Source organism: Nostoc sp. ChiSLP03a (genome assembly GCF_034531215.2).
In the GTDB taxonomy this organism is placed as follows: Bacteria; Cyanobacteriota; Cyanobacteriia; order Cyanobacteriales; family Nostocaceae; genus Nostoc.
Genome location: NZ_JAVRBQ020000093.1, coordinates 1 through 20,868, shown reverse-complemented (window position 1 = coordinate 20,868; position 20,868 = coordinate 1). Strand labels below are relative to the sequence as shown.

Annotated in this window: 22 protein-coding genes; 10 read left to right on the top strand and 12 right to left on the bottom strand. The window is 42.0% G+C overall.

The genetic code is table 11. From position 1 onward, the window contains the following. The first annotated feature begins 240 nt into the window (after positions 1 to 240). Together RMY32_RS15390 and RMY32_RS15385 are read left to right on the top strand one after the other, a co-directional pair. Positions 241 to 429, top strand: a complete 189-nt coding sequence (locus RMY32_RS15390; RefSeq protein ID WP_322709582.1) for a hypothetical protein — start codon at positions 241 to 243, stop codon at positions 427 to 429. Between the two features lie 800 nt (positions 430 to 1,229). Continuing rightward, on the top strand, positions 1,230 to 2,249 hold the full coding sequence (locus RMY32_RS15385; RefSeq protein ID WP_322709581.1) for a sensor domain-containing diguanylate cyclase: 1,020 nt from the start codon (positions 1,230 to 1,232) through the stop codon (positions 2,247 to 2,249). 46 nt (positions 2,250 to 2,295) lie between these two features. On the opposite strand, the gene RMY32_RS15380 is transcribed toward RMY32_RS15385, so the two are convergent. Both RMY32_RS15380 and RMY32_RS15375 read right to left on the bottom strand, forming a co-directional pair. After that, the gene (locus RMY32_RS15380) at positions 2,296 to 2,886 is read right to left on the bottom strand and encodes a thioredoxin family protein (protein WP_322709580.1); all 591 of its coding nucleotides are present in this window, start codon (positions 2,884 to 2,886) and stop codon (positions 2,296 to 2,298) included. Positions 2,887 to 3,147: 261 nt separating this feature from the next. Next, the gene (locus RMY32_RS15375) at positions 3,148 to 5,058 is read right to left on the bottom strand and encodes an acetate--CoA ligase family protein (protein WP_322709579.1); all 1,911 of its coding nucleotides are present in this window, start codon (positions 5,056 to 5,058) and stop codon (positions 3,148 to 3,150) included. A 329-nt stretch (positions 5,059 to 5,387) separates the two neighbouring features. Here RMY32_RS15375 and RMY32_RS15370 point away from each other — a divergent pair, with 329 nt between their 5' ends. Together RMY32_RS15370 and RMY32_RS15365 are read left to right on the top strand one after the other, a co-directional pair. Next, positions 5,388 to 5,591, top strand: coding sequence for a hypothetical protein (locus RMY32_RS15370; protein WP_322709578.1), 204 nt, complete (start codon positions 5,388 to 5,390; stop codon positions 5,589 to 5,591). A 401-nt stretch (positions 5,592 to 5,992) separates the two neighbouring features. Next, entirely contained in the window at positions 5,993 to 6,847 is an 855-nt protein-coding gene (locus tag RMY32_RS15365) for a cyanophycinase (protein WP_322709577.1), read from the top strand. A gap of 142 nt (positions 6,848 to 6,989) precedes the next feature. Here the strand turns inward: RMY32_RS15365 and RMY32_RS15360 are convergent, their stop codons facing one another. Both RMY32_RS15360 and RMY32_RS15355 read right to left on the bottom strand, forming a co-directional pair. Beyond that, a complete protein-coding gene (locus RMY32_RS15360) occupies positions 6,990 to 7,907 on the bottom strand; it encodes a M23 family metallopeptidase (protein ID WP_322709576.1) in 918 nt (305 codons plus the stop codon). Between the two features lie 445 nt (positions 7,908 to 8,352). Next, complete coding sequence (locus tag RMY32_RS15355) at positions 8,353 to 8,484, bottom strand: hypothetical protein (protein ID WP_409883136.1); 132 nt, start codon at positions 8,482 to 8,484, stop codon at positions 8,353 to 8,355. Here RMY32_RS15355 and RMY32_RS15350 point away from each other — a divergent pair. Beyond that, positions 8,483 to 9,151 carry a glutathione S-transferase family protein gene (locus RMY32_RS15350; protein WP_409883133.1) on the top strand — a complete coding sequence of 223 codons (669 nt, stop codon included), beginning with the start codon at positions 8,483 to 8,485 and terminating at the stop codon, positions 9,149 to 9,151. The genes RMY32_RS15355 and RMY32_RS15350 overlap by 2 nt on opposite strands. Positions 9,152 to 9,472: 321 nt before the next feature. Here the strand turns inward: RMY32_RS15350 and RMY32_RS15345 are convergent, their stop codons facing one another. The 7 genes from RMY32_RS15345 to RMY32_RS15315 all read right to left on the bottom strand — a co-directional run bounded on the left by RMY32_RS15345 (position 9,473) and on the right by RMY32_RS15315 (position 15,819). Then, on the bottom strand, positions 9,473 to 10,480 hold the full coding sequence (locus RMY32_RS15345; RefSeq protein ID WP_322709573.1) for a phycobilisome rod-core linker polypeptide: 1,008 nt from the start codon (positions 10,478 to 10,480) through the stop codon (positions 9,473 to 9,475). A gap of 345 nt (positions 10,481 to 10,825) precedes the next feature. After that, positions 10,826 to 11,164: a CpeR family transcriptional regulator gene (locus RMY32_RS15340; protein WP_322709572.1), complete on the bottom strand. Its 339-nt coding sequence runs from the start codon at positions 11,162 to 11,164 to the stop codon at positions 10,826 to 10,828. Beyond that, a complete protein-coding gene (locus RMY32_RS15335) occupies positions 11,158 to 11,787 on the bottom strand; it encodes a chromophore lyase CpcT/CpeT (protein WP_322696223.1) in 630 nt (209 codons plus the stop codon). The genes RMY32_RS15340 and RMY32_RS15335 overlap by 7 nt, the downstream gene beginning before the upstream one ends. 99 nt (positions 11,788 to 11,886) lie before the next feature. Further along, the gene (locus tag RMY32_RS15330) at positions 11,887 to 12,423 is read right to left on the bottom strand and encodes a phycobiliprotein lyase (RefSeq protein ID WP_322709570.1); all 537 of its coding nucleotides are present in this window, start codon (positions 12,421 to 12,423) and stop codon (positions 11,887 to 11,889) included. Between the two features lie 263 nt (positions 12,424 to 12,686). After that, complete coding sequence (locus RMY32_RS15325) at positions 12,687 to 13,445, bottom strand: phycobilisome rod-core linker polypeptide (RefSeq protein WP_322709569.1); 759 nt, start codon at positions 13,443 to 13,445, stop codon at positions 12,687 to 12,689. A 476-nt stretch (positions 13,446 to 13,921) separates the two neighbouring features. Next, entirely contained in the window at positions 13,922 to 14,785 is an 864-nt protein-coding gene (locus tag RMY32_RS15320; protein ID WP_322709568.1) for a phycobilisome linker polypeptide, read from the bottom strand. Between the two features lie 452 nt (positions 14,786 to 15,237). Next, positions 15,238 to 15,819 (bottom strand): phycobilisome protein, encoded by a 582-nt coding sequence (locus RMY32_RS15315; RefSeq protein WP_322709566.1) that lies wholly within the window; start codon positions 15,817 to 15,819, stop codon positions 15,238 to 15,240. A 205-nt stretch (positions 15,820 to 16,024) separates the two neighbouring features. Between RMY32_RS15315 and RMY32_RS15310 the strand changes: the two genes are divergently transcribed. After that, positions 16,025 to 16,687, top strand: coding sequence for a HEAT repeat domain-containing protein (locus RMY32_RS15310; RefSeq protein ID WP_322709565.1), 663 nt, complete (start codon positions 16,025 to 16,027; stop codon positions 16,685 to 16,687). Between the two features lie 151 nt (positions 16,688 to 16,838). Continuing rightward, positions 16,839 to 17,039 carry a hypothetical protein gene (locus RMY32_RS15305; RefSeq protein ID WP_322709563.1) on the top strand — a complete coding sequence of 67 codons (201 nt, stop codon included), beginning with the start codon at positions 16,839 to 16,841 and terminating at the stop codon, positions 17,037 to 17,039. Between the two features lie 209 nt (positions 17,040 to 17,248). On the opposite strand, the gene RMY32_RS15300 is transcribed toward RMY32_RS15305, so the two are convergent. Beyond that, the gene (locus RMY32_RS15300; RefSeq protein ID WP_322709562.1) at positions 17,249 to 18,073 is read right to left on the bottom strand and encodes a pentapeptide repeat-containing protein; all 825 of its coding nucleotides are present in this window, start codon (positions 18,071 to 18,073) and stop codon (positions 17,249 to 17,251) included. 115 nt (positions 18,074 to 18,188) lie between these two features. Between RMY32_RS15300 and RMY32_RS15295 the strand changes: the two genes are divergently transcribed. From RMY32_RS15295 to RMY32_RS15285, 3 genes are all read left to right on the top strand, one after another. Then, positions 18,189 to 18,767 carry a phycobiliprotein lyase gene (locus RMY32_RS15295; RefSeq protein WP_322698023.1) on the top strand — a complete coding sequence of 193 codons (579 nt, stop codon included), beginning with the start codon at positions 18,189 to 18,191 and terminating at the stop codon, positions 18,765 to 18,767. A gap of 223 nt (positions 18,768 to 18,990) precedes the next feature. Beyond that, the gene (locus tag RMY32_RS15290; RefSeq protein ID WP_322698022.1) at positions 18,991 to 19,725 is read left to right on the top strand and encodes a 15,16-dihydrobiliverdin:ferredoxin oxidoreductase; all 735 of its coding nucleotides are present in this window, start codon (positions 18,991 to 18,993) and stop codon (positions 19,723 to 19,725) included. Between the two features lie 97 nt (positions 19,726 to 19,822). After that, positions 19,823 to 20,569 carry a phycoerythrobilin:ferredoxin oxidoreductase gene (locus tag RMY32_RS15285; protein WP_322709561.1) on the top strand — a complete coding sequence of 249 codons (747 nt, stop codon included), beginning with the start codon at positions 19,823 to 19,825 and terminating at the stop codon, positions 20,567 to 20,569. Positions 20,570 to 20,868 lie beyond the last annotated feature (299 nt).

Below are 20,868 nucleotides of genomic sequence, written 5' to 3'. Positions count from 1 at the left end.
TAAGCTGAAATCTTTGTAGGACAGTAGTTTTACTTTTTTAACTTCATCTATAATCTGTGACGTGGAAAAAGTATTTGCCAAAAAACTAGGGTTTTTGCTGGATAAAGAAAGCGAATTCTTAATTTTGGATAAAGTCGAGCTCAGATTGTATGCAGCTAACTATATCAAGTTCGGGTGATTACTTGTAATAAAATCTATTAATGTAGTGACTGTCTTAAAAGTCAAGCAATTGATTTTTTTGTGAAGATTTATGAAAGCGATGTCTACGGCGGGCTACGCTTACCTACCTGTGTACTTGATCGCGGCGCGATAAAGTTTGAAGTACCTCAACACGACTTTGGAGTACCTCAAAACGACTTTGAAGTACCTCAAAACGACTTTGAAGTACCTCAACACGACTTCGAGGTAAGCAACAGCCAAAATGGTTAGGACATTAACAGATGATAAAATTTAGACACAAAAAGGCTTTTCACCCAGTCCCCAGTCCCTTGCTATATCTGTTGCTTATACAGCAGTCTTAAATCATTCGTGATAATTTAAGATCGTTTTAACCCCCCTGCCTTGGTCTACCACTTCTTCCAAGGGATTACCAAGAAATAAATTATCCACTCTTGTGGGGTGGACATCTTATCCGCCCTACGATCTGGGCGGGTGAGACGCCCACCCTACAATAAAAGTTGTATATTTTTTTATTTGGAAGTCCCTAAAATACAAGGTTGGGTTGAACCTTTAACTGCACCTCGTATCATATCTGCGTAAGCGTGCAGAGATGAGCAAAACCGTGCTGCAAAGTTAAGCGATCGCTCAAGCAAATTATGAGAAGAAGTTCTCCTAATCGGTTTCTAACCCCCGGAACTTACGTAGATATAAACAAATTAGTAGTATCAAAAACATTAATCCATGATAAAGAACTCTAACAATAGAATAAGTTTTAATAATTTTTTAATAAAATTGGTATTTATTAAGCTTCTTTGGGGCAAAAGACCTTGTAAGTATCTAAATAGTTAGGTAATTTGCACAGGGAAAGTTAGGGTGACATGAACAACAGAGCAAACCAAAGGCATGAAGCACATAATGTAATAAAATATTTCTGTATATTCAACCGAATGTTGATTTTCGTTGCAGAGATATTTATGTTACCCAGCCTTGTAGCTGGAGAGGTAATACCGCGGTTGTTTCAAAATTTACAATGCCCTAGACTTTCCTGGCTAAGGCGTAGACAATCATCTGTGAAAACCCAACCTGTTCCTCTACCTGACAATGAAGCACAAAGGCTCAAAGCGCTGGCAGACTACAATATTCTAGATACCCTACCCGAACAAGCATTTGACGATCTAACTGCGATCGCTGCCTACATTTGTAAGACTCCAATTGCTTTAATTAGCTTAGTTGATAGCGATCGCCAATGGTTTAAATCTAAGCTTGGAATAGAATGTAGCGAAATACCCAGACATGGGTCTTTTTGTTCTTATACCATTCTGCAACCAGAGGAAATATTAGTGGTTCCTAACGCCCTTAAAGACGATCGCTTTAATAACAATCCCTTAGTCAAAGGTAATCGCAAAATTCGTTTTTATGCTGGTGTCCCTCTAATTACGCCTGATGGTCTTCCAATTGGGACATTGTGTGTTATGGATACCATTCCTCATCACCTAAGTTATCAGCAGTTAGATGCACTGCGCCGCCTAAGTCGTCAGGCGATCGCTCAAATAGAACTCATTCAGGAAGTTCGCTACCGCAAACAAGCAGAGATCGAAGGAAGACAGTTATCGCTGACTGATGAACTAACAGGTTTGCATAACCGACGTGCTTTCTTACTGATGGCTGCACAGCAGTTGAAAATTGCTCACCGCATGAAAGTGTTTTGCTGGGTTATGTTCATTGATTTAGATGGACTAAAACAGATTAACGACACCCTTGGTCATGACATGGGAGATACCTTGATTATTGATGCTGGTCGATTACTTAGGCAAAGTTTTCGGAGTTCAGATATTGTTGCCCGTTTGGGTGGAGATGAGTTCGTTGTTTTCATCTCAAGCTACTTTAAAGACGCTGATAGTATCCAAGCGCGTCTACAAACAAATATCGCTAACTTTAATCAACAACAAAACCGTAGTTATAAACTTTCGATGAGTATCGGCATAGAGCGTTACTCACCAGAGAGCAATATGTCACTAGAACAACTAATCGTCAGGTCTGACAAATTAATGTATGCTCAAAAGCGTCTCAAGCGGCAATCTGTTACATAGAATATCCCATTACATAACAGTCTTTAACTACAAATTACGAATTATTTTAATTTACCACCTGGCTCCCATGACTGCGGGGATCGTCTTGATTCGCCGTTGGTGCTACTGGGGCTGAAAACTTAGAAACTTTACCGCTAGCTTGAGCATAAGGGAGAGAAGAACCAGTAACCAAAGCTTCTAAATTACTAGCCATAATCGTCCGGGGTTGATCGCCGATCGCTTGGGCTATGGTTTCTCCTTGCTGACTCAAAAATACAAAATGGGGAATTCCATCCACCCGAAATCTCAGCATTTCTGGCAGCCACTTGGTATTATCTACATTCAGCATGACAAAATTCATTTTGTCAGCATACTCTGTTTCTAGTTGACTAATATCTGGTGCCATTTTCTGGCAGACAGTACACCAATCAGCATAAAACTCTACTAGAGATGGTTTGCCATTGCTGAGGGCTACTTCTAACGGTGTGGAAGTCTCGCTTAACTTAGCTAGAGTTGCCGAGGTTGTTTCAGTTCGCAATCCTAAGACGAGGGAAATGCTAAGTGCGATCGCTACCATTACAATTAAGAAGTTTCTCAAACGCTTCCCGAATGTAGATTCAGGTTTTTCGGGAGAATTAACAGGTGAATCAGTACTCATAACAGCAGAATTATTAAAACTTCTTAAGCAATTTCTTCTTTAGTTTAGCTGACTCTACGCTCTTTAATTTCTCTACCTTTGGAAGCTTGAACTGGGGATTGGGCATTGGGCATTGGGCATTGGGCATTGGGCATGGGGCATGGGGCATTGGGCATTGGGCATTGGGAGGAAATTTTATCCTCCCCTGCTCCCCCTGCCTCCCCTGCTCCCCTGCTCCCCTGCCCCCCTACTCCCCAGTCCCCAGTCCCCTATTTACTTCACTTACAAAATTGCTCCAGTTTCCTTCAAATAAACCCGCGTAAATGGTTCATCTTCACCCAAAGTATAATCTTCAATCAACCCTTTGCGACGAATAGAAATATCGTTGCCTTTTCTAATCACCACAGTCGAACTGTCGAAAACATCTCGCGCCAAAATCATCTCAGTTTCGGTGGGATTATCCAAAACTACGAGATTACTATTTTGGTAAAATATGCCCTGTTCTTCGAGGATTTCTTCAGGATACTCGGCAATTAGTAAATCAAGTTTGGGATGACGCAACAAAGTTTGAACATTACTGTTGTAATCTTTGCTTAATACTTTTTTCGAGCGATTCACAAAAACGGCATCACGACAAACAGCACCTATTGTCCAGTTGGGATTTTGCAAAAGGATATGATCAATCGTTGCTTGCAGTTCTTCAACTGAGATTTTGTTAAAGGTCATAATTGGTATCCTGGCATCTGTACCCAACTCAAAAAATGTTTCTAAAATATGAGAAGGTACATCAACACTTTCACCAACAGAAGGTTTCAGATGCATCAAAACGCCTGGTGCAGCATTGATTTCCAGGATGGCAAAGTTACTGGATTTCCAAGATTCTGCAAGACTTTTGGTAATCACATCAATCCCCAGGCAAGTCAGTTGGAAATGTTGGGCAATATCTTGCGCCAAGATAATATTGTCAGCATGAACTGTTGAGGTTGCATCGATGCTCATACCTCCAGCTGAAAGATTGGCAACTTTACGCAGGTAAACGGTGCGTCCTTTCTCAATCACGCTGTCTAATGATAAACGCTGTTCCTCTAAGTAGAGTTCCATCGCTTCATCGATCTGAATTTTACTCATCGGCGAGGTTGGCGTGTCTAAACGTGCAGGTTTGCGGTTCTCTTCGCGAATTAACTCTGCAAGCGTTAAATACCCATCACCCACAACTGATGCGGGACGGCGTTCTGTGGCGGCGACGAATCGACCATTAACACACAGCATACGAAAATCCGATCCTGTGATGCTTTTCTCAACAATTATTCGGGTTTGCTGATTTTCGGGAATCGCCGCCAGTGACCGATTAAAAGCAGATATCAGTTCTTTTGAGTCTTGCACATCAGCCGTTACGCCAATTCCTTTGTGACCTACTACTGGCTTAACTGCCACTGGGTAGCCAATTTCTCGTGCTGCTGCCAAAGCTTCTTTTTCGGTAAAGACAATACTACCTTCAGGCACTGGGAAACCCAAGGTTTTCAAAAATGCCTTACAATCATCTTTGCGGGTAGTAAATTCCGAATCTAGATGGCTATCACAGTTAAATGTTGTTGCTACCCCCCGGACGTGTTTTTTTCCTAAACCGTATTGCATCAATCCTTCTTCCCACAAATAAAAGGCGGGAATACCTTTCTCAAAAGCTGTTCGCAATAGGGCGTAAACCGTGGGGCCTCCGTAGACAGATGCGCGAAATCTATCTTGCAGCCTTACCAGCTGGTCATCAAAGGCAAAGTCTTCGTCTTGGGTAATGGCTTCAAACCAATCCCAAACAAAGTAAATTACCTCTCTAGTTGTGCGTTCGTGTAGTGATTGAATGCTAATCCGCGTGAGATTTGGATATGGCTTCACACTCCAGCGATTAAGGTGTAAATCCATGTCCAATTTTGCGGCTTCGGACACAACTTGGGCAAAGAGATGGGCATAAGATTCGTAGGTTTGCTCGCGAAGATTTGGATAGCGATCGCCAATGCTGGCAATATAATCTTCAATGGGCAAAGGCTCTCTAGAGTCAATTAGAGCAAAATCAAATGCTAGCGCCCCTACATTTAAATAAGGGTTGGGGCCAAGGTAATGCTTGAAGTTGAAAATATCGAATACATCCGTTCTTCTAGCATTAATGCGGACTAATTCACTGCTTTTTTGTAGAACCATTGATTACGAACCTTCGGCTAAACACCCTAAATTTTTAATGCTGAGTTGTAGTTACTCAGACTTATAGATTGTAGATTGACTCAGGTTAATTTTGGAGAGTAATGGCTTTGCCACTGAGCTAATCAGAACCCACGTTAACTTTATTACTAAGCATTTTTAACTATCTTAAGGCATAATTAAATCTTCAATCTTTTGCTAGGAACCAAGAACAGTCAATTCATCCTCATGAATAATTAAAGATATAACCTTTGAAAGGTACAACACTCATCTAAAAAATTGTATAAATATATGTAGGGCATTAAAAAGACAGTATAAAAAGACAGCAAAGTATGAATAGCACACAAGCTGCTCTAAGAGATGAAATTCGAGAACTGGCTGACGAAGCTTTTCACCAAAAGCTGATCTCTGGACATGGAGATGGTCCAGATATGAATGAATATCAAATTGTTTACCAAGGCAAACCCAGGCATCTCCCACTCGAACAAGCACGTTTTTTCTTAACTAACTTGCTTTACAGAAGTCGGGTTCATTAGAACTTGCCATCAGATATCTATTTGCATCTAGCTAGGGTCAATACCAATTACTCACATCGCCCGATAAATCTCCAATCGACCATTAGCAATATAGCCAAAAATGCCTCTAGAAAATACTTCTAGAGGCAGTTGATGTTGTAGATTTTATTTAGTGACTGGAAAATTAATAATTTTCAGAAAAGTATTTTGGTCTAATTGCGATGTTTAACGACAAGCCGCTTCTGTACGAACGCGAACAGCGTGTCGCAGACAAACGCTTTGCCTAGCAAGATCCCCGTAGGGGTATGCGTCTACGCAAATGTTAACCCTACTTTTATCAAGTAATCTATCAAAGGGATGATTTGATACATTGAATTGTCATGTTTTAGTGAAATTTATTAACTCAAATCCCAGGGGGCATCATGGTTGAAAGTAATATCAAAAAGCAGTTAGTAATTATTGGGGGAGCCGAAGATAAAGAGGGAGATTCCGTAATTTTGCGGGACTTTGTAAGGCGTGCTGGAGGTACAAAGGCATATATTGTAATTCTGACAGCAGCCACAGAACTACCAAGAGAAGTGGGAGAAAATTACATCAGAGTGTTTGAGCGCCTGGGAGCTGAAACTGTTCGCATTATTGATACAGAAACCCGTGAAGATGCAGCTTCATCTACCGCGTTGGAAGCTATTAATAAAGCAACTGGGGTGTTTTTTACAGGGGGAGATCAAGCTCGTATTACCAACATCCTCAAGGACACCGAAATCGATGCGGCTATTCACCAACGCTTTTCTGAAGGCGCAGTTATAGCAGGCACAAGCGCCGGAGCTGCTGTGATGCCAGACGTAATGATTGTGGAAGGCGACTCAGAAACACATCCTCGGATTGAAACTGTCGATATGGGCCCAGGTATGGGATTTTTACCAGGGGTAGTAATTGACCAGCATTTTTCCCAACGGGGACGCTTGGGACGTTTAATATCAGCTTTGGTACTACAGCCTGCTGTCTTAGGATTTGGTATTGATGAAAATACCGCTATGGTAGTGGTAGATAACCAAGTTGAAGTAATTGGTGAAGGTGCGGTTACGATTGTTGATGAATCAGAAGCTACATATAACAATGTGGACGAAATTTTGAAGGATGAGTCTTTGGCAATTTGTGGAGCAAAGCTTCATATTTTGCCACATGGCTTCAAATTTGACCTGAAAACTCGTCAACCTATCGTAAACAATGGCTCTGTATCAAATGCCTCTCAACCACTTGCTTCAATTAACACTTAACTTTTAGCAAGTGTATTTAAACTGAAAGTTTTATTGAACAGAATTCAGGAGTCAGAATTCTGAATTCTGCATTCTTCTTCAACTAATTGCTGTAATACCCCCTGTCTCAACCTTTTGTAGGCAGGGGATATCAAGAAGAATATCAAGGTGATTTCGTTAAATTATAAAAACTGTCAGAACGAATCTGACTGCCATTTCGCCAAACTTCAACTCTTTGTGGAGTGACTAAATAATAAAAACTACCATTATCTGCTCGATATCTGTCTTTACCAATATTCAAAGCTACTATCTTTATAGGCTTGCTTGGGGATTGCTTCAATTGCCCAATATAAAATAATTGACCATTTTCTTCACAGACTTTTACACGAGAGCTTATAGTCTCACCTTCAATAAGACTAATTCCATTACATTTCGTATCAGTGTTTACAGGTGTAAAATCTATAGGAATTGTCTGCTGTAAAGGTGAAACTTGATTTGCTACTGGGGGTGGCGTAACTGGGCGGTTCTGGTTATTCACTGGCTGAACTTTAGAACCAAAGCCAACACTTGCAGTTACGGATGTCAACAAACGCAGGGGGTCAACTGCTATTCGACCATTTGGATGAACTTCAAAGTGCAGATGAGGTGCTGTACTATTGCCTGTAGATCCCATCTCAGCAATCATTTGACCTTGAATGACCTGTTGACCCTTGCTCACCAACAAACGGCGATTGTGACCGTAAACAGTAGTGCTGCCATCGGGATGTTTAATAGTTATGGCATTTCCTAATCCCCAATTATCCCAACCTGCTTTAACAACTGTACCGGATGCCGCAGCAACAACAGGAGTTCCAGATTCCCCTGCAATATCAATTCCTTCATGCTGATATTTACGGAAGCCTTGAGAAATAAACCCTTTAGTTGGCCAGATTAATTTAGCAGTAGGGATAGGAGTTTGCCCAATTGAGGAATCGCCTGCCAATTGTGTTAAGGCAGATGTAGGTGTAGTTAATACAGCGCTTAAGGATATTAACCCAACTAGTCCATAAGTACGATATCGATAAATTATAGCTTTTTTCATAAGTTGTAAGTCTATTAGAGCAATAATTCAGACACTTTCTGATTATTTGTTGTTTCAAGCTTACTCGGAAAATATCAGGAAATCTTTAGTGACTGAAGTTTAGACTAAAGCATGACAAAATGACCCAGCAATAGTAAGTTTACAAGTTACACATCTGGAAGTAGAAAAACTCAAAGGTCAAGTCGATTTTGGATGCAAGGATTAACCTCTCCTTTAAAGAAGAGGCTTCAATGATGATTTTTTTAAATATTCTCCATAAATAAAGAGGCTTGAAACCTTTTTTAGATTTCAGATTTTGAGTTTAATTCTTGCATCCTTGCATCTAAAATCTAAAATTGTCTCGGTTACATTGCCACTAAGCGCCAGTGTTGGCAAGGTGAGCGATCGCGGCTGATGCTGTCGGCATCACTTGGCCGCGCAAAATGTAACACTATTACCAATAGTGTTACATCTGGCTTTTTGCGGTAGTTCTGTCGGCGCTTTTAATGCCAGCTTTGACGCTGATATCTAGAGTTGCTGTTCTTGACGGACAGAACACACCCAAAGCAAAAATTGAACCGAAAGGAGAAATCACCATGACCCTGACAATGACACCCACTATTACCGCCTTTGAACGATCGCCTGATGGCGGCAAGGGACTGGCGCGTGACATGCGTGTTCGCTGGGCGCTCGAAGAAGTGGGCCAACCTTACAACGTTCGTCTTGTTTCGTTCAGTGAGATGAAGCAACCCGCGCACCGTGCGCTTCATCCTTTCGGGCAAATTCCAACCTATGAGTCAGGCGATCTCACCCTGTTCGAGTTGGGGGCGATCGTATTCCATATCGCGGAGCGCCATACAGGGCTGTTGCCAGACGATGCCAATAGTCGAGCGCGAGCGATCGCATGGATGTTTGCCGCACTTAACACGATGGAGCCGCCAATCGTCGATCGGGAAATCGCCACGTACTTAGAGCGCGATGAGGCCTGGTATGAGCAGCGCCTGCGTGTCGTCGAAGATCGCATTCGTAACCGACTCTTAGAACTTTCCAGTCACCTTGGAGATGCCGACTGGCTCGATGGCGCATTCAGCGCAGGCGACCTGATGATGGTGTCAGTGCTGCTCAGGTTGAAAGACGTGGGTATGGTGGACGACTATCCAAATCTTTCTACCTATGTCGCCCGTGGCGAAGCGCGCCCCGCCTTCAAGCGTGCTTTCGCCGCTCAATTAGCGGTTTTCACTCTTCAGCAAGCAACTGAGGAATGAAAAGCCGTTAAGCAGTATTTTTAGATACTTTCTTGGGCTTGGTAAAGGCTTTTTTAACAATGGGATAACTCGTTCGTGGCACTCTGGGTCTACCAGGAGTCCAACCAGGGGACTTTCCTCGCTTGTTTGGGGTCAGGTGCAGGTGTTCCAATCCGAGACTTATTAAATCTAAACAACCCCACTCCGCTAAAGCTATGCTTTGTCTTCTTTTCCTGCAAGCAGCTTCTCGAATTAGGGTTAAAGTAGTTTATTTGTTCGTAGTGAAAAAATGGGTGAGTTAAACTTGCCTAACCCACCCGATAAAACTAAACACTAGAGAAATTAGCCATTAAAAACGCGACTGCGCCATTTATTCAACCGAGCTTCCCCAATTGTCGCAGATCGTCGAGCATCAGCAATTTGCTCTTGCAAAGCTGAAATCTGTTTTTCTTGGGCGTCAGCTTGCTGTTGCAAAGATGTATATTCACCTGTGCTAGTCGGCAAACTAGAAGACTGCCAACTACTACTAAATTTTGTTGTGCCGATGCTGGCAAATGGTCTTAAGTCTGCTAATTGTTGTTGCAAAGTTGCAATCTGGCTTTCTTGCTCTTTAATCTTTTGCCGCAAGCTTTCCTCGGCTGCTGTGGAAGCTGCAATAAAAGTATTAACTGGAGCAGCAGTTTCTGGCTTTGGCTTGAATACTTCAGCCAGCAATGCACTAATATCCGTGAGTTTCTGTCTACCGTAAGGAGCGTTGGTAATTAGCGATCGCACCAGTTGAGGTTCATTATTAGTTGCTAAGTTCTTATCACTGCTAGAGTTGCTCCGCAGCAATTGTAACATATTGGTAAATTCCAATATCTTTTTGCCCCTTTGAGTTTTATAACCCCGGTAATATGGCACTATGTTCTCGCCAAATGCCTCTAGATACTCGTCGCTATCAAGATAAGAATCAATGTCCGCTTCAAAACCTTTCTCATCTAGAATGTTGCTGTGATGTTTAGTTTCGGAGTAGTCATCGGGAGCGCGGCCGAGTAGGTGCTTAAAGTTAAGTTCAATTGCTCGGTAGCGGTAAACGTTATCAAAAAATCTGGAGCGATATAACTCTGATTTGGCAACTTGACGCACAAACTCACGGACATCGATTATACCTTGCTTGAGTTGGGATTCTGGAACTACGAGCCGCTCACTTTCCATGATGTAGGCATTACCCAACACTTGCCGATAAACTGCTCGAATTACAATTTCAATGTCATCAACTGAAGCAGTATTCCACAGTTCTATAGGTTCTGTTTGGGGAAATGCTTGATATTGGCGTCGTCTGGTTTCTTCATCTAAGAAGGTTTGCATAGTTGGGTTATTGTGGGTAAGGGGAACTAATTTGTCAAGTAAAATAAAATTTCTGTAACAGGGTGGCAATACTAAAATGCAAAGCCATAACAGTCCCTACTTAAGATTTACTAATTCCTGGTTATTGATATTAACTTATCAACTTTTGGGGATTTTTTTAGTTACATTTTCTAACAAACTTAGACGGCTAACTATTAATAACTAACAGCTAATCACAATGAGAAATTAGCAATTAGACATTAATAATTAGCCGTCAACCCCCTTTGGGAGTATTTAAAATTCAAAACTTAATTTTGAATTAGAGTATAAACGCCTGTCAGAAAAATTTCTACAGGATAGTAACTCTCAAGCACGCTCATCAAATCTAGTGTAAAAACCACCGTATTTGATCCAGTATTGTTTCAAATCATGATGAGGTGTATGTAAACTAGCTTTTGCCTGATATAAAATTACTTGGCGATGATCGCCCATCCAGATTTTGTTAACTGGGTCAACGGATATTACTGTCCCTCCTAAAGAAGCAACGCACTCAGAGAATCTCTCAATTGTTGTATATTCTAATGTCTCGAATATAAAAAAGTTACCCGAACAAATCAAGTGGCGGCTGCGAATCCAGCAGCGCATTTTTTTTTCAGCCAGTGGAGGCAACATTTTGGTTTTAATAGATTCAAGCTGAATCAACATAATGCGCTCACCGCACGTAATTCATCAGCAAAACTCTCCCGTTTTTCAAATTGTAATGGCCCAGCAGTAGATCCCCATATTTGCTTATGGGTTTCAATATCCATGCCTTTATCTAGACTTATCCAAGTACGCTCAGTTATTTCTACTTCGCTGACAAGATATGTCTGACATCCATTGCGTTGAATCAGACATTGATTGCCTGGTTCCACACTACCTCGAAACATTTCACCTTCTCGTTGGAAAACCATCGAACAGTGATAACGCCGTTCGATGCTTTCTGGGGTGATGGTTTTGAGGATATCTAATTCACGAGCTGCACCTGCATAAAGCATCTGGTCTTTCAAGCTGTAATTTTCGATATAAATGCGATCGCCCAAATCGACTAGTCGATGTACTCCTTGACGATAGGGTGTCCATAAATCGTGGTCATAAGCTTGTTCAGAATAGAAACCGATACCAGAAAAAAATTCAATCGGTAAAGGACGAAAATAAATGTGAATGTGGGCGTAAAGTTGCGGATTTGCAAAAGATTGCTTGTAGTTGCTAAAATCTCCTGCCATCCAACAGGCTAAGGTGAGCAAATCGCTAGCGTTAGTGCTAGATTCGCTGGGCGCTATCGTCACGTCGCTTCGCTCCAAATTCAAAATTCAAAATTCACGGCATAAAATCTCCATAAATAAATTTAGGAGCTTGTATCCTTTTATGTTTTAACCTGATATTTGCTAATTGGTTGAACTTGACAAAGAGCGAATCTCTGAAGAAAAGGAAGCTGTTGTCACACCTTTACCATCACTGGTTTTAATCGTCGCTACCCGAAATCGGAGATTTTGGTTAGCAAACCAAATTCGCTCTTCAGCAGCAGCGAGTTCATACTCTGTGAGCAGGGTAAAAATACCATCGTCACTCAGATGATATTTAGCCACTGCTGGAATTGTTTCAGCGTAACCCTTGTCCCGCAGTAGTTTTCCTCTAGAAGGATTTTCAACATCGGGAATTGGTACTAGTACAGTACTGCCAGAGATTGGTTTATCGTCCCAGTCTGACTCACCTTCCCAAGTCATCCGAAAGGGGTGAGTAATAGTAGCGGGTTCAATGTTATACAATTGACAGATTGCTGCCACTGCTGGATCGTTGGTGGATAGAGACTCAATTTCAATGTTGGACAATACTTCTTCAAAATGGGCGAATGCTAAATGATGAGCGCTACGCTGCGATCGCCATCGTCCAATTGAAAGTTCAAAAAAGTCAGTAATTTCCATTAGAAAAGTGATCTTAAAAAAGTAGCTTAAAATCCAAGAGATATCTTGGTAAAAAAGAAAGTTATTCTCCTAGTCTATAATGTTAGCCTCCTTGACCACAACTGAATTTGGGAGTGCTGAGTGGGGAGAGACGCGATTAATCGCGTCTGTACAAGAGTAGAAGTTAGGAGTTTTTTTTGTCCCCTTGTCCCCCTTGTCCCCCTTGTCCCCCTTGTCCCCTTTGTCCCCAGTCCCCAGTCCCCAGTCTCCTTACTTAGACAAATCTAAGCAACTTCAGTGATACTGATAATTTTGCCGCCTGTGCGATGAATGTTTTGCACTTGTCCAGACAGTTGGTTGTAGTTAACTACGTATTCCAGGTTGCCCAGACGAGTACGGAGATTACCTGCACCTTTAACAGCTTTAATCAAGAAGCGTTTGTCGGTGCTGCTGACGCTAGAACCAGCTGCGGGAGCCTTGATAGCTGTGGGTAAATTAGAACCGATATCGCCTATTAGTTTGGCTTTGCGATCGCTATCACTGCTAGCGAATCCTCTGACTAAGCTAAAGGTGCGGTTAAAGGTAACATTTTTAATTCCGATTTGGGAGCTTGTGCTGCGAACATAAGGAACAATATTCTCGCCAAAATTCTGCTGATATTCCTTGCTATCGATATAGGAGTCGATCTCAGCATCATAGCCCTGTTCGTTGTAGATGCGGACGTGTTCGGAAATTTCTGCTTGATCGGCAGGAGGACGCCCTAGCAGGTGTTTGAAGTTCAGTTCAATGAACCGATACTGGGAAGAAGAGTTGAAAAACAGGGATTGATAAAGTTCTGATTTGGCAACGGTGTTGACGAATTCGCGAACGCTGATTTTGCGATCGCGCAATTGCGATTCAGCAGTGGCTAGTCGCTCACTTGACAACAAGTGAGCATTACCCAAAACCTGTTTGTAAACTGCCCGAATCAGTGTTTGTAATTCACTTTCGCTGGTGTTCGGACGCAGCTCAACAGTAGGTGAATCAATTGCCCAAAGTGACATTGAAGTATCTCCTGAAAAACGCTAATTTAATTTAATTTCCGAGCATCCTACCCCTTATGGAGGTAGAATTTCCCATCAGTTGTCAGTTATTTTTGCTACTGACTAGCTTTTGTAAAACTTTAGTTTGTGAAAATGTGTTAAATGTCTTCGTATATCACAACTGACGGCGGAATTGGTCAAACTCCAGATTAGCGATCGCTCTGGCTAACTTTTGATCGGTCGGGATTTACGCAAAAAATAGCCGAAAATCATTCTTTTCAGATAAGGGCAATTTTATATATACGCATACTTCTAGGTGGAAGCTAGCTTTGCGGAGTGTCTCGCTTAGAAGCGGCTTTCCGCAAGGTATTGCCCTTGAGTGCGTTTAGTTTTGCGTAAATCCCAGAACGAGCAACACTGGGGATTGAAAGATTAGAGACTGAGTACAGCGGAATTATTTCCCAATCCCTAATCTCTAAATCCCCAATTTCTATTCTTTAGTTGACAGGGGTAATACTGGCGATCGTGCCACCCTGCTTGTGAATCCGCTGATACTCTTGTGAAAGCTTATTATATGGCACAAAAAAGACTTGGTTACTGCGGCGAAATTTGGAAATATTATTTACCACATTTGCTCTGTAGCCAGTAACTTCAATTCGGTATACCTTACCATCATCATCAGATCCCACACCCTGACGAGTGCGAGGAGTAGATGTTGGGTTGCGGAATGTAGCACCCTTGCTGGCTGGTGAAACCACAGGAGTAGGCGTGCTTTGAATTAGCAAACTGTTTAATTTTGGTTGTTTGCCAGCTAAGTCACCTTTGAGACTGCTGCTAGAGGAACCACGTACCAGTTGAAATAAGTGGGTAAACTGAACCAAACTCTGAATAGCTTCGGTTTTGTAGCCCCGAATGTAAGGCACAATGTTTTCCCCAAAAGTTTCTTGGTATTCGTCGCTGTCTAGATAAGAATCAATCTCACCCTCAAAACCCTTTGTATCCAGAATAGTACTGTGTGTACGCGTTTCTTCTAAATCTAATGGCGCACGACCAAAGAAATGTCTGAAATTTAATTCAATCGCCCGATAACGAGGGGTGTTATCAAAAAACCGCGAACGATAAAGTTCCGACTTTCCGACTTGACGCACAAACCCGCGAACACTAATTTCACCCCGTTTGAGTTGGGATTCAGCAACAGAAAGCCGCTCACTTTCCATTACATAAGCGTTGCCTAGAACTTGTTTATAGACACTTCTAATTACGGTTTCAACATCCTCATTAGAGCGATTTGGCCACAGATCAATGGGATCGGTGTCTTCAAACAGAGCGACCCCTAATCGTGATGCTGGTCCAAAAGCCATTCAAACTATCTCCCAGTTAATAACTAAATTTTATGAAAAGGATATTCAGCAAATGTTAAAAAACTTTACATCATAGTGACAAAGTAGCGGACATAGAAATTTTAAATCCTTATTAGTCGTGATGATTTTAAGTTTTTGCATCGTTTGCCTTTACACATTGTGATACGATGCTGAAACCATATTTATTAAAATTTGTTAAGTTAAATCATACTTTAGAAAAAATTCAGCTTTTTTTTAGTATTGGATTTGCAATTGGGATGCAAGTGATGGTATTTTGCCATTCCCTTAAGCTAGAGTATTAATTGTGCTGAGTCACTTAAGTTTATCTCAACCAGTGGGCATGAATAAATTCAACTATCTTACGTAAGATAAAATTAAGTAATATTGTCTGTTAGTCAAGGCTGAAGCTCTGACTACAAACCTTTGATTATTCATGCCCACTTACACTTAACTTATCGAATTTGGAAAGTAGCCAATTGGCTGATTAAATGGTCAAAATAGGGAGCAATAATTTGCTGCCGATCGCCTTGGCAAAGTTTCAAACTAGCAGCCTTGATGCTTTTTAAGCCTAAAATCATTGCATCCAAGGGAACTTGTAATTCCTGATAGAGCAAATTCATATAATGCAGCCCTGTGGGGCTTGTATATTCAGTGTGACCACCTGCTATGCCATAAGTAATGCAGCGAAGAAAATGCCAAAAATCTCGCCAGCAAGCTTGGGCGCGTTCAGGTGGATAAAGACCGCCTCCAGGCTGGATAATTTCGGGATAAGTTGCTAAAACTTGTTCTCTAGATTCATCAACGATTTCGGCAGCGCGATCGCGTAACAATTGAGCAACAGAAATCAACTCAGAATTATCGGGTGACAAGGTTTTAATCTGCGATAAATCTTCATCGCTTAGGTAGCGAAAAGCATCATCCGCAGCTTGAAATATAGCGATCGCTGCTTTTGGATGGGACTGTTCCCACTCAGCAAAGCTGACAATTCTAGCTTTAGCGATTAATTCTTTAACGGTTTCGCTTAATTGAGTCATTGGTTTTGGGGATAGGGTATTGGGTATGGGGCATTGGGCATTGGGCATGGGGCATTAGGAGTGCTGAGTAATGAGTAATGAGTGCTGAGTTATGAGTTATTCTCCCTCTGCTCCCTGCTCCCCTGCTCTCCTGCCTTTGCCTCTTCTTTTCCAATGCCCCATGCCCAATGCCCTAAAATAAAGAATAGCTGTACCAAATGCACTTATGGAAATCCATAAAATCCAAGCAGAACTAAAGAACCCAGATTTTCACTATCGTTTGAAGGCGATCGCTGCCCTCAATGATTATGAATCAGAAGTTGCAGTTCCTCTTTTAACAAGTAAACTTCATGACTCAGAATTTTTAGTGCGTTCTTTTGTGGCTAGGGGTTTGGGTAATCAACAATCAGCGGAATCTTTTGCAGCTTTGATGCAAATTATGAAATTTGATGATACTCCCAACGTGCGGGCTGAGGCGGCAAATTCGTTATCGCTATTTGGCAGAGTCGCAGTTTCTCATCTAGTTTTGGCATATTATCAGGATGACCACTGGCTAGTTAGACGCAGCATTTTGGCTGCGATCGCTGAAATGGATTGCCCTGAAGAACTATTTGATATATGCGTTCAGGGTTTAAAAGATGAAGATTTCACAGTTCAGGAATCTTCTGTTGATGCACTTGGCTTACTGGCTAATTCTAGTCAACATACTGCGGCATTATCCCAAATACTAACGTTGGTGAATGATGAATCTTGGCGGATGCGCGTGCGAGTTAGCTATGCTCTCAAACGATTTGATGAACCGGAAGCCAAAGCAGCTCTGAACCAACTCAGACAGGATGAAGATCACCGAGTTGTCGGCGCTGCTTTAGAAGACCTGTTGCCACAATAGCGGTGTGGGTTTGTCTGCAATGCAATATTGTGAGAAAACTTATTAGATAAACAGTAAATATTTGATTTTACCTTAAATTTGACCAAAATATCCGGTTAATCTGCCAAAATCTGGAATAAAAGATCAACTTTTTCGAGATGAGGAGGCATTTGTGACTGATATACAAACTGGTCAAATGACTTGGCGACTACCAGGTTCCTCAGAAATTGCCTTACATTTGCGGCATAATGCTTCGGAACCTTGGCGATCGTATAAAGAATTTCCCCAATATGTTCTACCCGATCCGCCTGGTTTTTCCGAAGGATACGCGACATTTTTAGCACTCCTGAAAAAGAACTGGCAATTATTATGAAAAGTGCTTCTTTTAAAAGTGATGAGTGCCTATAAATTAGTTTTTAAGGGACTTCCAGAAAATAAATTATCCCATTTCACGTTCATCAAAACGACTTTCTTTCCCCCTGCTCCCTGCTCTCCTGCCCTCAAAGCGATGGAATATTTTTTTAATTGGAAGTCCCTAATTCCTACTCACCACTCAGCACTCGTTACTCAGCACTGTATTGGTCAAGCACTCAAACTTTCACGAGTTGTTTTGCGGGTATAGGCGTTCCAAACATCGAGTTCTGAATGTGGACGACTGGAAAGCATGGCTTTAGTTGCTTGTGTGAGTCCTTGAGCAAGAGTAAAATCTGCCCCAGCAATACTTTGAAGATGCTCCATCTCTGCATCACTGAGATCGGTTGCTCGCAGGTCTGTATCCCGCAAATCGGCTCCTATCAATCGAGCATTTCGTAAGCAAGCCCCTGTCAAATAGGCTTTTGTCAGATCGGCACCACTTAAAGAAGCACCTTGCAAATTGGCTCCTGTCAAGTCAGCGCCACTCAGATAGGCTCCACGCAGATTAGCACCTTGTAAATCTGCATTTCGTAAAGAAGCTGTATTCAGAAAAGCACCATTGAGATTAGCACCCGGCCCTACCGCTCCCGAAGCTTTGTAGTTATATTCTTCGGGCCATTTCGTTTGGGAATCATAACGCGCTACTTGGAGTTTGGCTCCCTCCAAATTTGCACCACTGAGATTTGCTTGTTGGAGATCGGCACGGTTTAAATAGGCTCCCTGCAAATTAGCCCCACTCAAATCGGCTCCTTGCAGATTAGCGCCTCGCAAATCTGCTCCACTCAAATCGAGATTACTTAGTACCACCTCACTGAGGTCGGCTCCTAATAGCTTGGCTTTACTCAAGTTAGCTTGTCGAAAATCGACTTCCTTTAGATTAAATTGGTACAAATCTATCGAATCCACAGGGATTCCGGCTTTCAGGGCTGTTAAGATTTCTGGAGTTGGACTGGGGCGAACGCTTGTAATAAGTTGAATTTCATTATTTGTCATCAGCTGATTAAAATATCACTTTTGGAGTTATTCTACACTTTAGCTAAACCGGGACTTTATCTCATCACTCATTATTAATAATGCCAAAATTAGATCGCACGAGGTTTCAAAACAGATGCATATAATACCGCCTTTGACAATGATCGACTTCTTCCGTAAAAGTGAGGGTACGTGGTTTACGGAACGCGCCGTTCATCATTTTGACTCGGCGGCGGATGAGTCGGGGGAGTCGAATTTGATTATAAAAGTCATGGAAAAGGACGATCCGAAAGTCCAAGAAGTTTGTAAAGCCCAAGGGATAGATCCTAGTAAAGCAACAAGCGGTGCTAGCTTTGCATGGCAGGCTAACCTCGATACCAGGCTACCGAATACCGATAATGCTGCGATTTTGGTTGATGTTCCCGACGAAACGAAGCGTTCTGGAAAACTGATTCGCAACCAAGGCTATGTTGAGAGTATTCCAGTTGTCAGCCGATATCGATTTGCTGATGATGGAGTGCTGACGATTGATACTGACTATGACAACAATCAAGGTCAGGAACGTTGTTGGTTTGTTACGGATGATTTTCGTGTCAGAGTCAGTACGGTACGAATGATGAACGGAATTAACTTGATGACTTATTGTTCCGAGCGTCGCTGTGTTTCCCAAGAAGTCTTGGAGCAAATGATCGATCGCAATCATGCTAGGCGTTAGGGGGATTGGGGACTGGGGACTGGGAACTGGGGACTGGGAAAGAATTTTCTTAATCCCCAATCCCCAATGCCCAATCCCCAATGCCCAATCCCCAATGCCCAATCCCCAATGCCCAATCCCCAATGCCCAATCCCCATTAAGGAATGTTGCTTTGTTTCTCATAAATGAGACGTGCACGATCGCCATAACTTATTTTCATGCAAGGGTTAACAAATCATGCTCTATGTATAAGCCTTTCCTGGAATTTTTAGAAAAAGAGCTATTTCAGCGGTTTGATTTACAAAGTAGGGTCATTCCCCCTGGTTTGGAATTCAAAGTTAGCGATCGCGGCAGAAACCCAGCAACTATTCGCAGTTGGTGTTACCAATCTCAAGAGTTGCGGAAAATTCGCTATACCTATATTGATGCTGGAGAAAGCGCTCAAATTTTTAACAGCGTAATTTATCCCAGTCACCACTACGATTTACCTTTGTTAGGGATTGATTTTTTATCCTTTGGTAAAGTCAAAAACCTGATTGTGCTTGATTTCCAGCCTTTATTTCAGGATGAAGATTATCAAAAAAAATATATATTTCCGCTAAAATCTCTCCACGATCGATACCCGGATTTGGCACAAAACTTAGAAATGAAGTTTTACGATGCCAACCAGTATTTTTCTAAATATCTATTGTTTGCCAAAACTGACCCGGAAACAGTGGCAACACGAGTCTTTGAAGCTTTTCAGGATTATTTAAACTTGTATTGGCAAATGTTAGCAGATGCCAAACCGCTCCAAGACCCTGAAGATATCCAACGAATTGTCAAAGCCCAAAAAGACTATGACCAATATAGTGCAGACCGCGATCCAGCATCTGGCTTGTTTAGCAGTTACTTTGGTCATGAATGGGCAGAACGCTTTCTCCATGAATTCTTATTTGAAGATGCTGTTCCCCTAGCAGTCGGTGCCGGCAAAAGATGAGGGCAGAAGGCAGAAGGCAGAAGGCAGGAGGCAGGAGGCAGAAGTTCTTTAATTATTAATTTTGAATGCGTGAATTTTGAATTCGGAGCGAAGCGACGTGACACTTTATCAACCATTTCTCGATTATGCGATCGCCTATATGCGATCGCGTTTGGATTTACAGCCCTATCCTATCCCCACTGGGTTTGAGTCTAAGAGTGCTGTTGTGGGCAAGGGAAAGAATCAAGAAGAGGTTGTCACCACCAGTTATGCCTTTCAAACTTCAAAATTGCGGCAAATTCGGGCAGCTCACGTGCAGGGTGGCAATTCGCTGCAAGTGCTGAATTTTGTGATTTTCCCGCGTCTCAACTACGATTTACCATTTTTTGGGGCGGATCTGGTGACATTGCCAGGAGGACATCTAATTGCTTTGGATATGCAGCCCCTATTTCGGGATGATTCAGCATATCAGGCAAAATATACTGAACCAATTTTGCCCATTTTCCACGCCCACCAACAACATCTGTCTTGGGGAGGGGATTTTCCCGAAGAAGCACAGCCATTTTTCTCTCCCGCTTTTCTGTGGACTCGTCCTCAAGAAACGTCTGTAGTAGAGACTCAGGTGTTTGCCGCTTTCAAAGACTATTTGAAAGCTTATCTCGATTTCGTAGAACAGGCAGAACCTGTAACAGATTCCCAAAATTTAGTAGCCATTGAACAAGCCCAACTGCGATACCTGCGATATCGGGCTGAAAAAGACCCAGCACGAGGAATGTTTAAACGCTTCTATGGTGCCGAATGGACTGAGGAGTATATTCACGGATTTTTATTTGACCTAGAGAGAAAATTAACAGCTATTAATTAGAGATTTTTTGACCTTTGACTTCTGCCTTGAAGTATTAGCAAACCTTAACCCAAGCCTATTTATTAGACATCTGGTGAAATTAAATATGCGTTATCCACAACTCTAATAGAGACGTAGCACTGCTACGTCTCTACATTCTTTTTCATCAGATGTCTATTTACAGCATATTCGGAGCTTATGAGGTACAGTAGCAGCAATTTGTAAACCAATTTTTTAGATGTTCAGGATTAATTAATTGAAGTGCTATTTTAATTAAACCATCGACTCCAGATGCAGTCTTAGGAGAAAATTGTTTTAAG

Excerpts from the sequence above, each read along its gene's own strand:
- RMY32_RS15325 (WP_322709569.1), bottom strand. The coding sequence starts at position 13,445 with ATGTCACTTTGGGCAATTGATTCACCTACTGTTGAGCTGCGTCCGAAC.
- RMY32_RS15365 (WP_322709577.1), top strand. The coding sequence starts at position 5,993 with ATGGTTGAAAGTAATATCAAAAAGCAGTTAGTAATTATTGGGGGAGCC.
- RMY32_RS15350 (WP_409883133.1), top strand. The coding sequence starts at position 8,483 with ATGACCCTGACAATGACACCCACTATTACCGCCTTTGAACGATCGCCT.
- RMY32_RS15360 (WP_322709576.1), bottom strand. The coding sequence starts at position 7,907 with ATGAAAAAAGCTATAATTTATCGATATCGTACTTATGGACTAGTTGGG.
- RMY32_RS15370 (WP_322709578.1), top strand. The coding sequence starts at position 5,388 with ATGAATAGCACACAAGCTGCTCTAAGAGATGAAATTCGAGAACTGGCT.
- RMY32_RS15290 (WP_322698022.1), top strand. The coding sequence starts at position 18,991 with ATGTATAAGCCTTTCCTGGAATTTTTAGAAAAAGAGCTATTTCAGCGG.
- RMY32_RS15375 (WP_322709579.1), bottom strand. The coding sequence starts at position 5,058 with ATGGTTCTACAAAAAAGCAGTGAATTAGTCCGCATTAATGCTAGAAGA.
- RMY32_RS15340 (WP_322709572.1), bottom strand. The coding sequence starts at position 11,164 with ATGTTGATTCAGCTTGAATCTATTAAAACCAAAATGTTGCCTCCACTG.
- RMY32_RS15300 (WP_322709562.1), bottom strand. The coding sequence starts at position 18,073 with ATGACAAATAATGAAATTCAACTTATTACAAGCGTTCGCCCCAGTCCA.
- RMY32_RS15330 (WP_322709570.1), bottom strand. The coding sequence starts at position 12,423 with ATGGAAATTACTGACTTTTTTGAACTTTCAATTGGACGATGGCGATCG.
- RMY32_RS15320 (WP_322709568.1), bottom strand. The coding sequence starts at position 14,785 with ATGGCTTTTGGACCAGCATCACGATTAGGGGTCGCTCTGTTTGAAGAC.
- RMY32_RS15315 (WP_322709566.1), bottom strand. The coding sequence starts at position 15,819 with ATGACTCAATTAAGCGAAACCGTTAAAGAATTAATCGCTAAAGCTAGA.
- RMY32_RS15295 (WP_322698023.1), top strand. The coding sequence starts at position 18,189 with ATGCATATAATACCGCCTTTGACAATGATCGACTTCTTCCGTAAAAGT.
- RMY32_RS15345 (WP_322709573.1), bottom strand. The coding sequence starts at position 10,480 with ATGCAAACCTTCTTAGATGAAGAAACCAGACGACGCCAATATCAAGCA.
- RMY32_RS15310 (WP_322709565.1), top strand. The coding sequence starts at position 16,025 with ATGGAAATCCATAAAATCCAAGCAGAACTAAAGAACCCAGATTTTCAC.
- RMY32_RS15380 (WP_322709580.1), bottom strand. The coding sequence starts at position 2,886 with ATGAGTACTGATTCACCTGTTAATTCTCCCGAAAAACCTGAATCTACA.
- RMY32_RS15355 (WP_409883136.1), bottom strand. The coding sequence starts at position 8,484 with ATGGTGATTTCTCCTTTCGGTTCAATTTTTGCTTTGGGTGTGTTCTGT.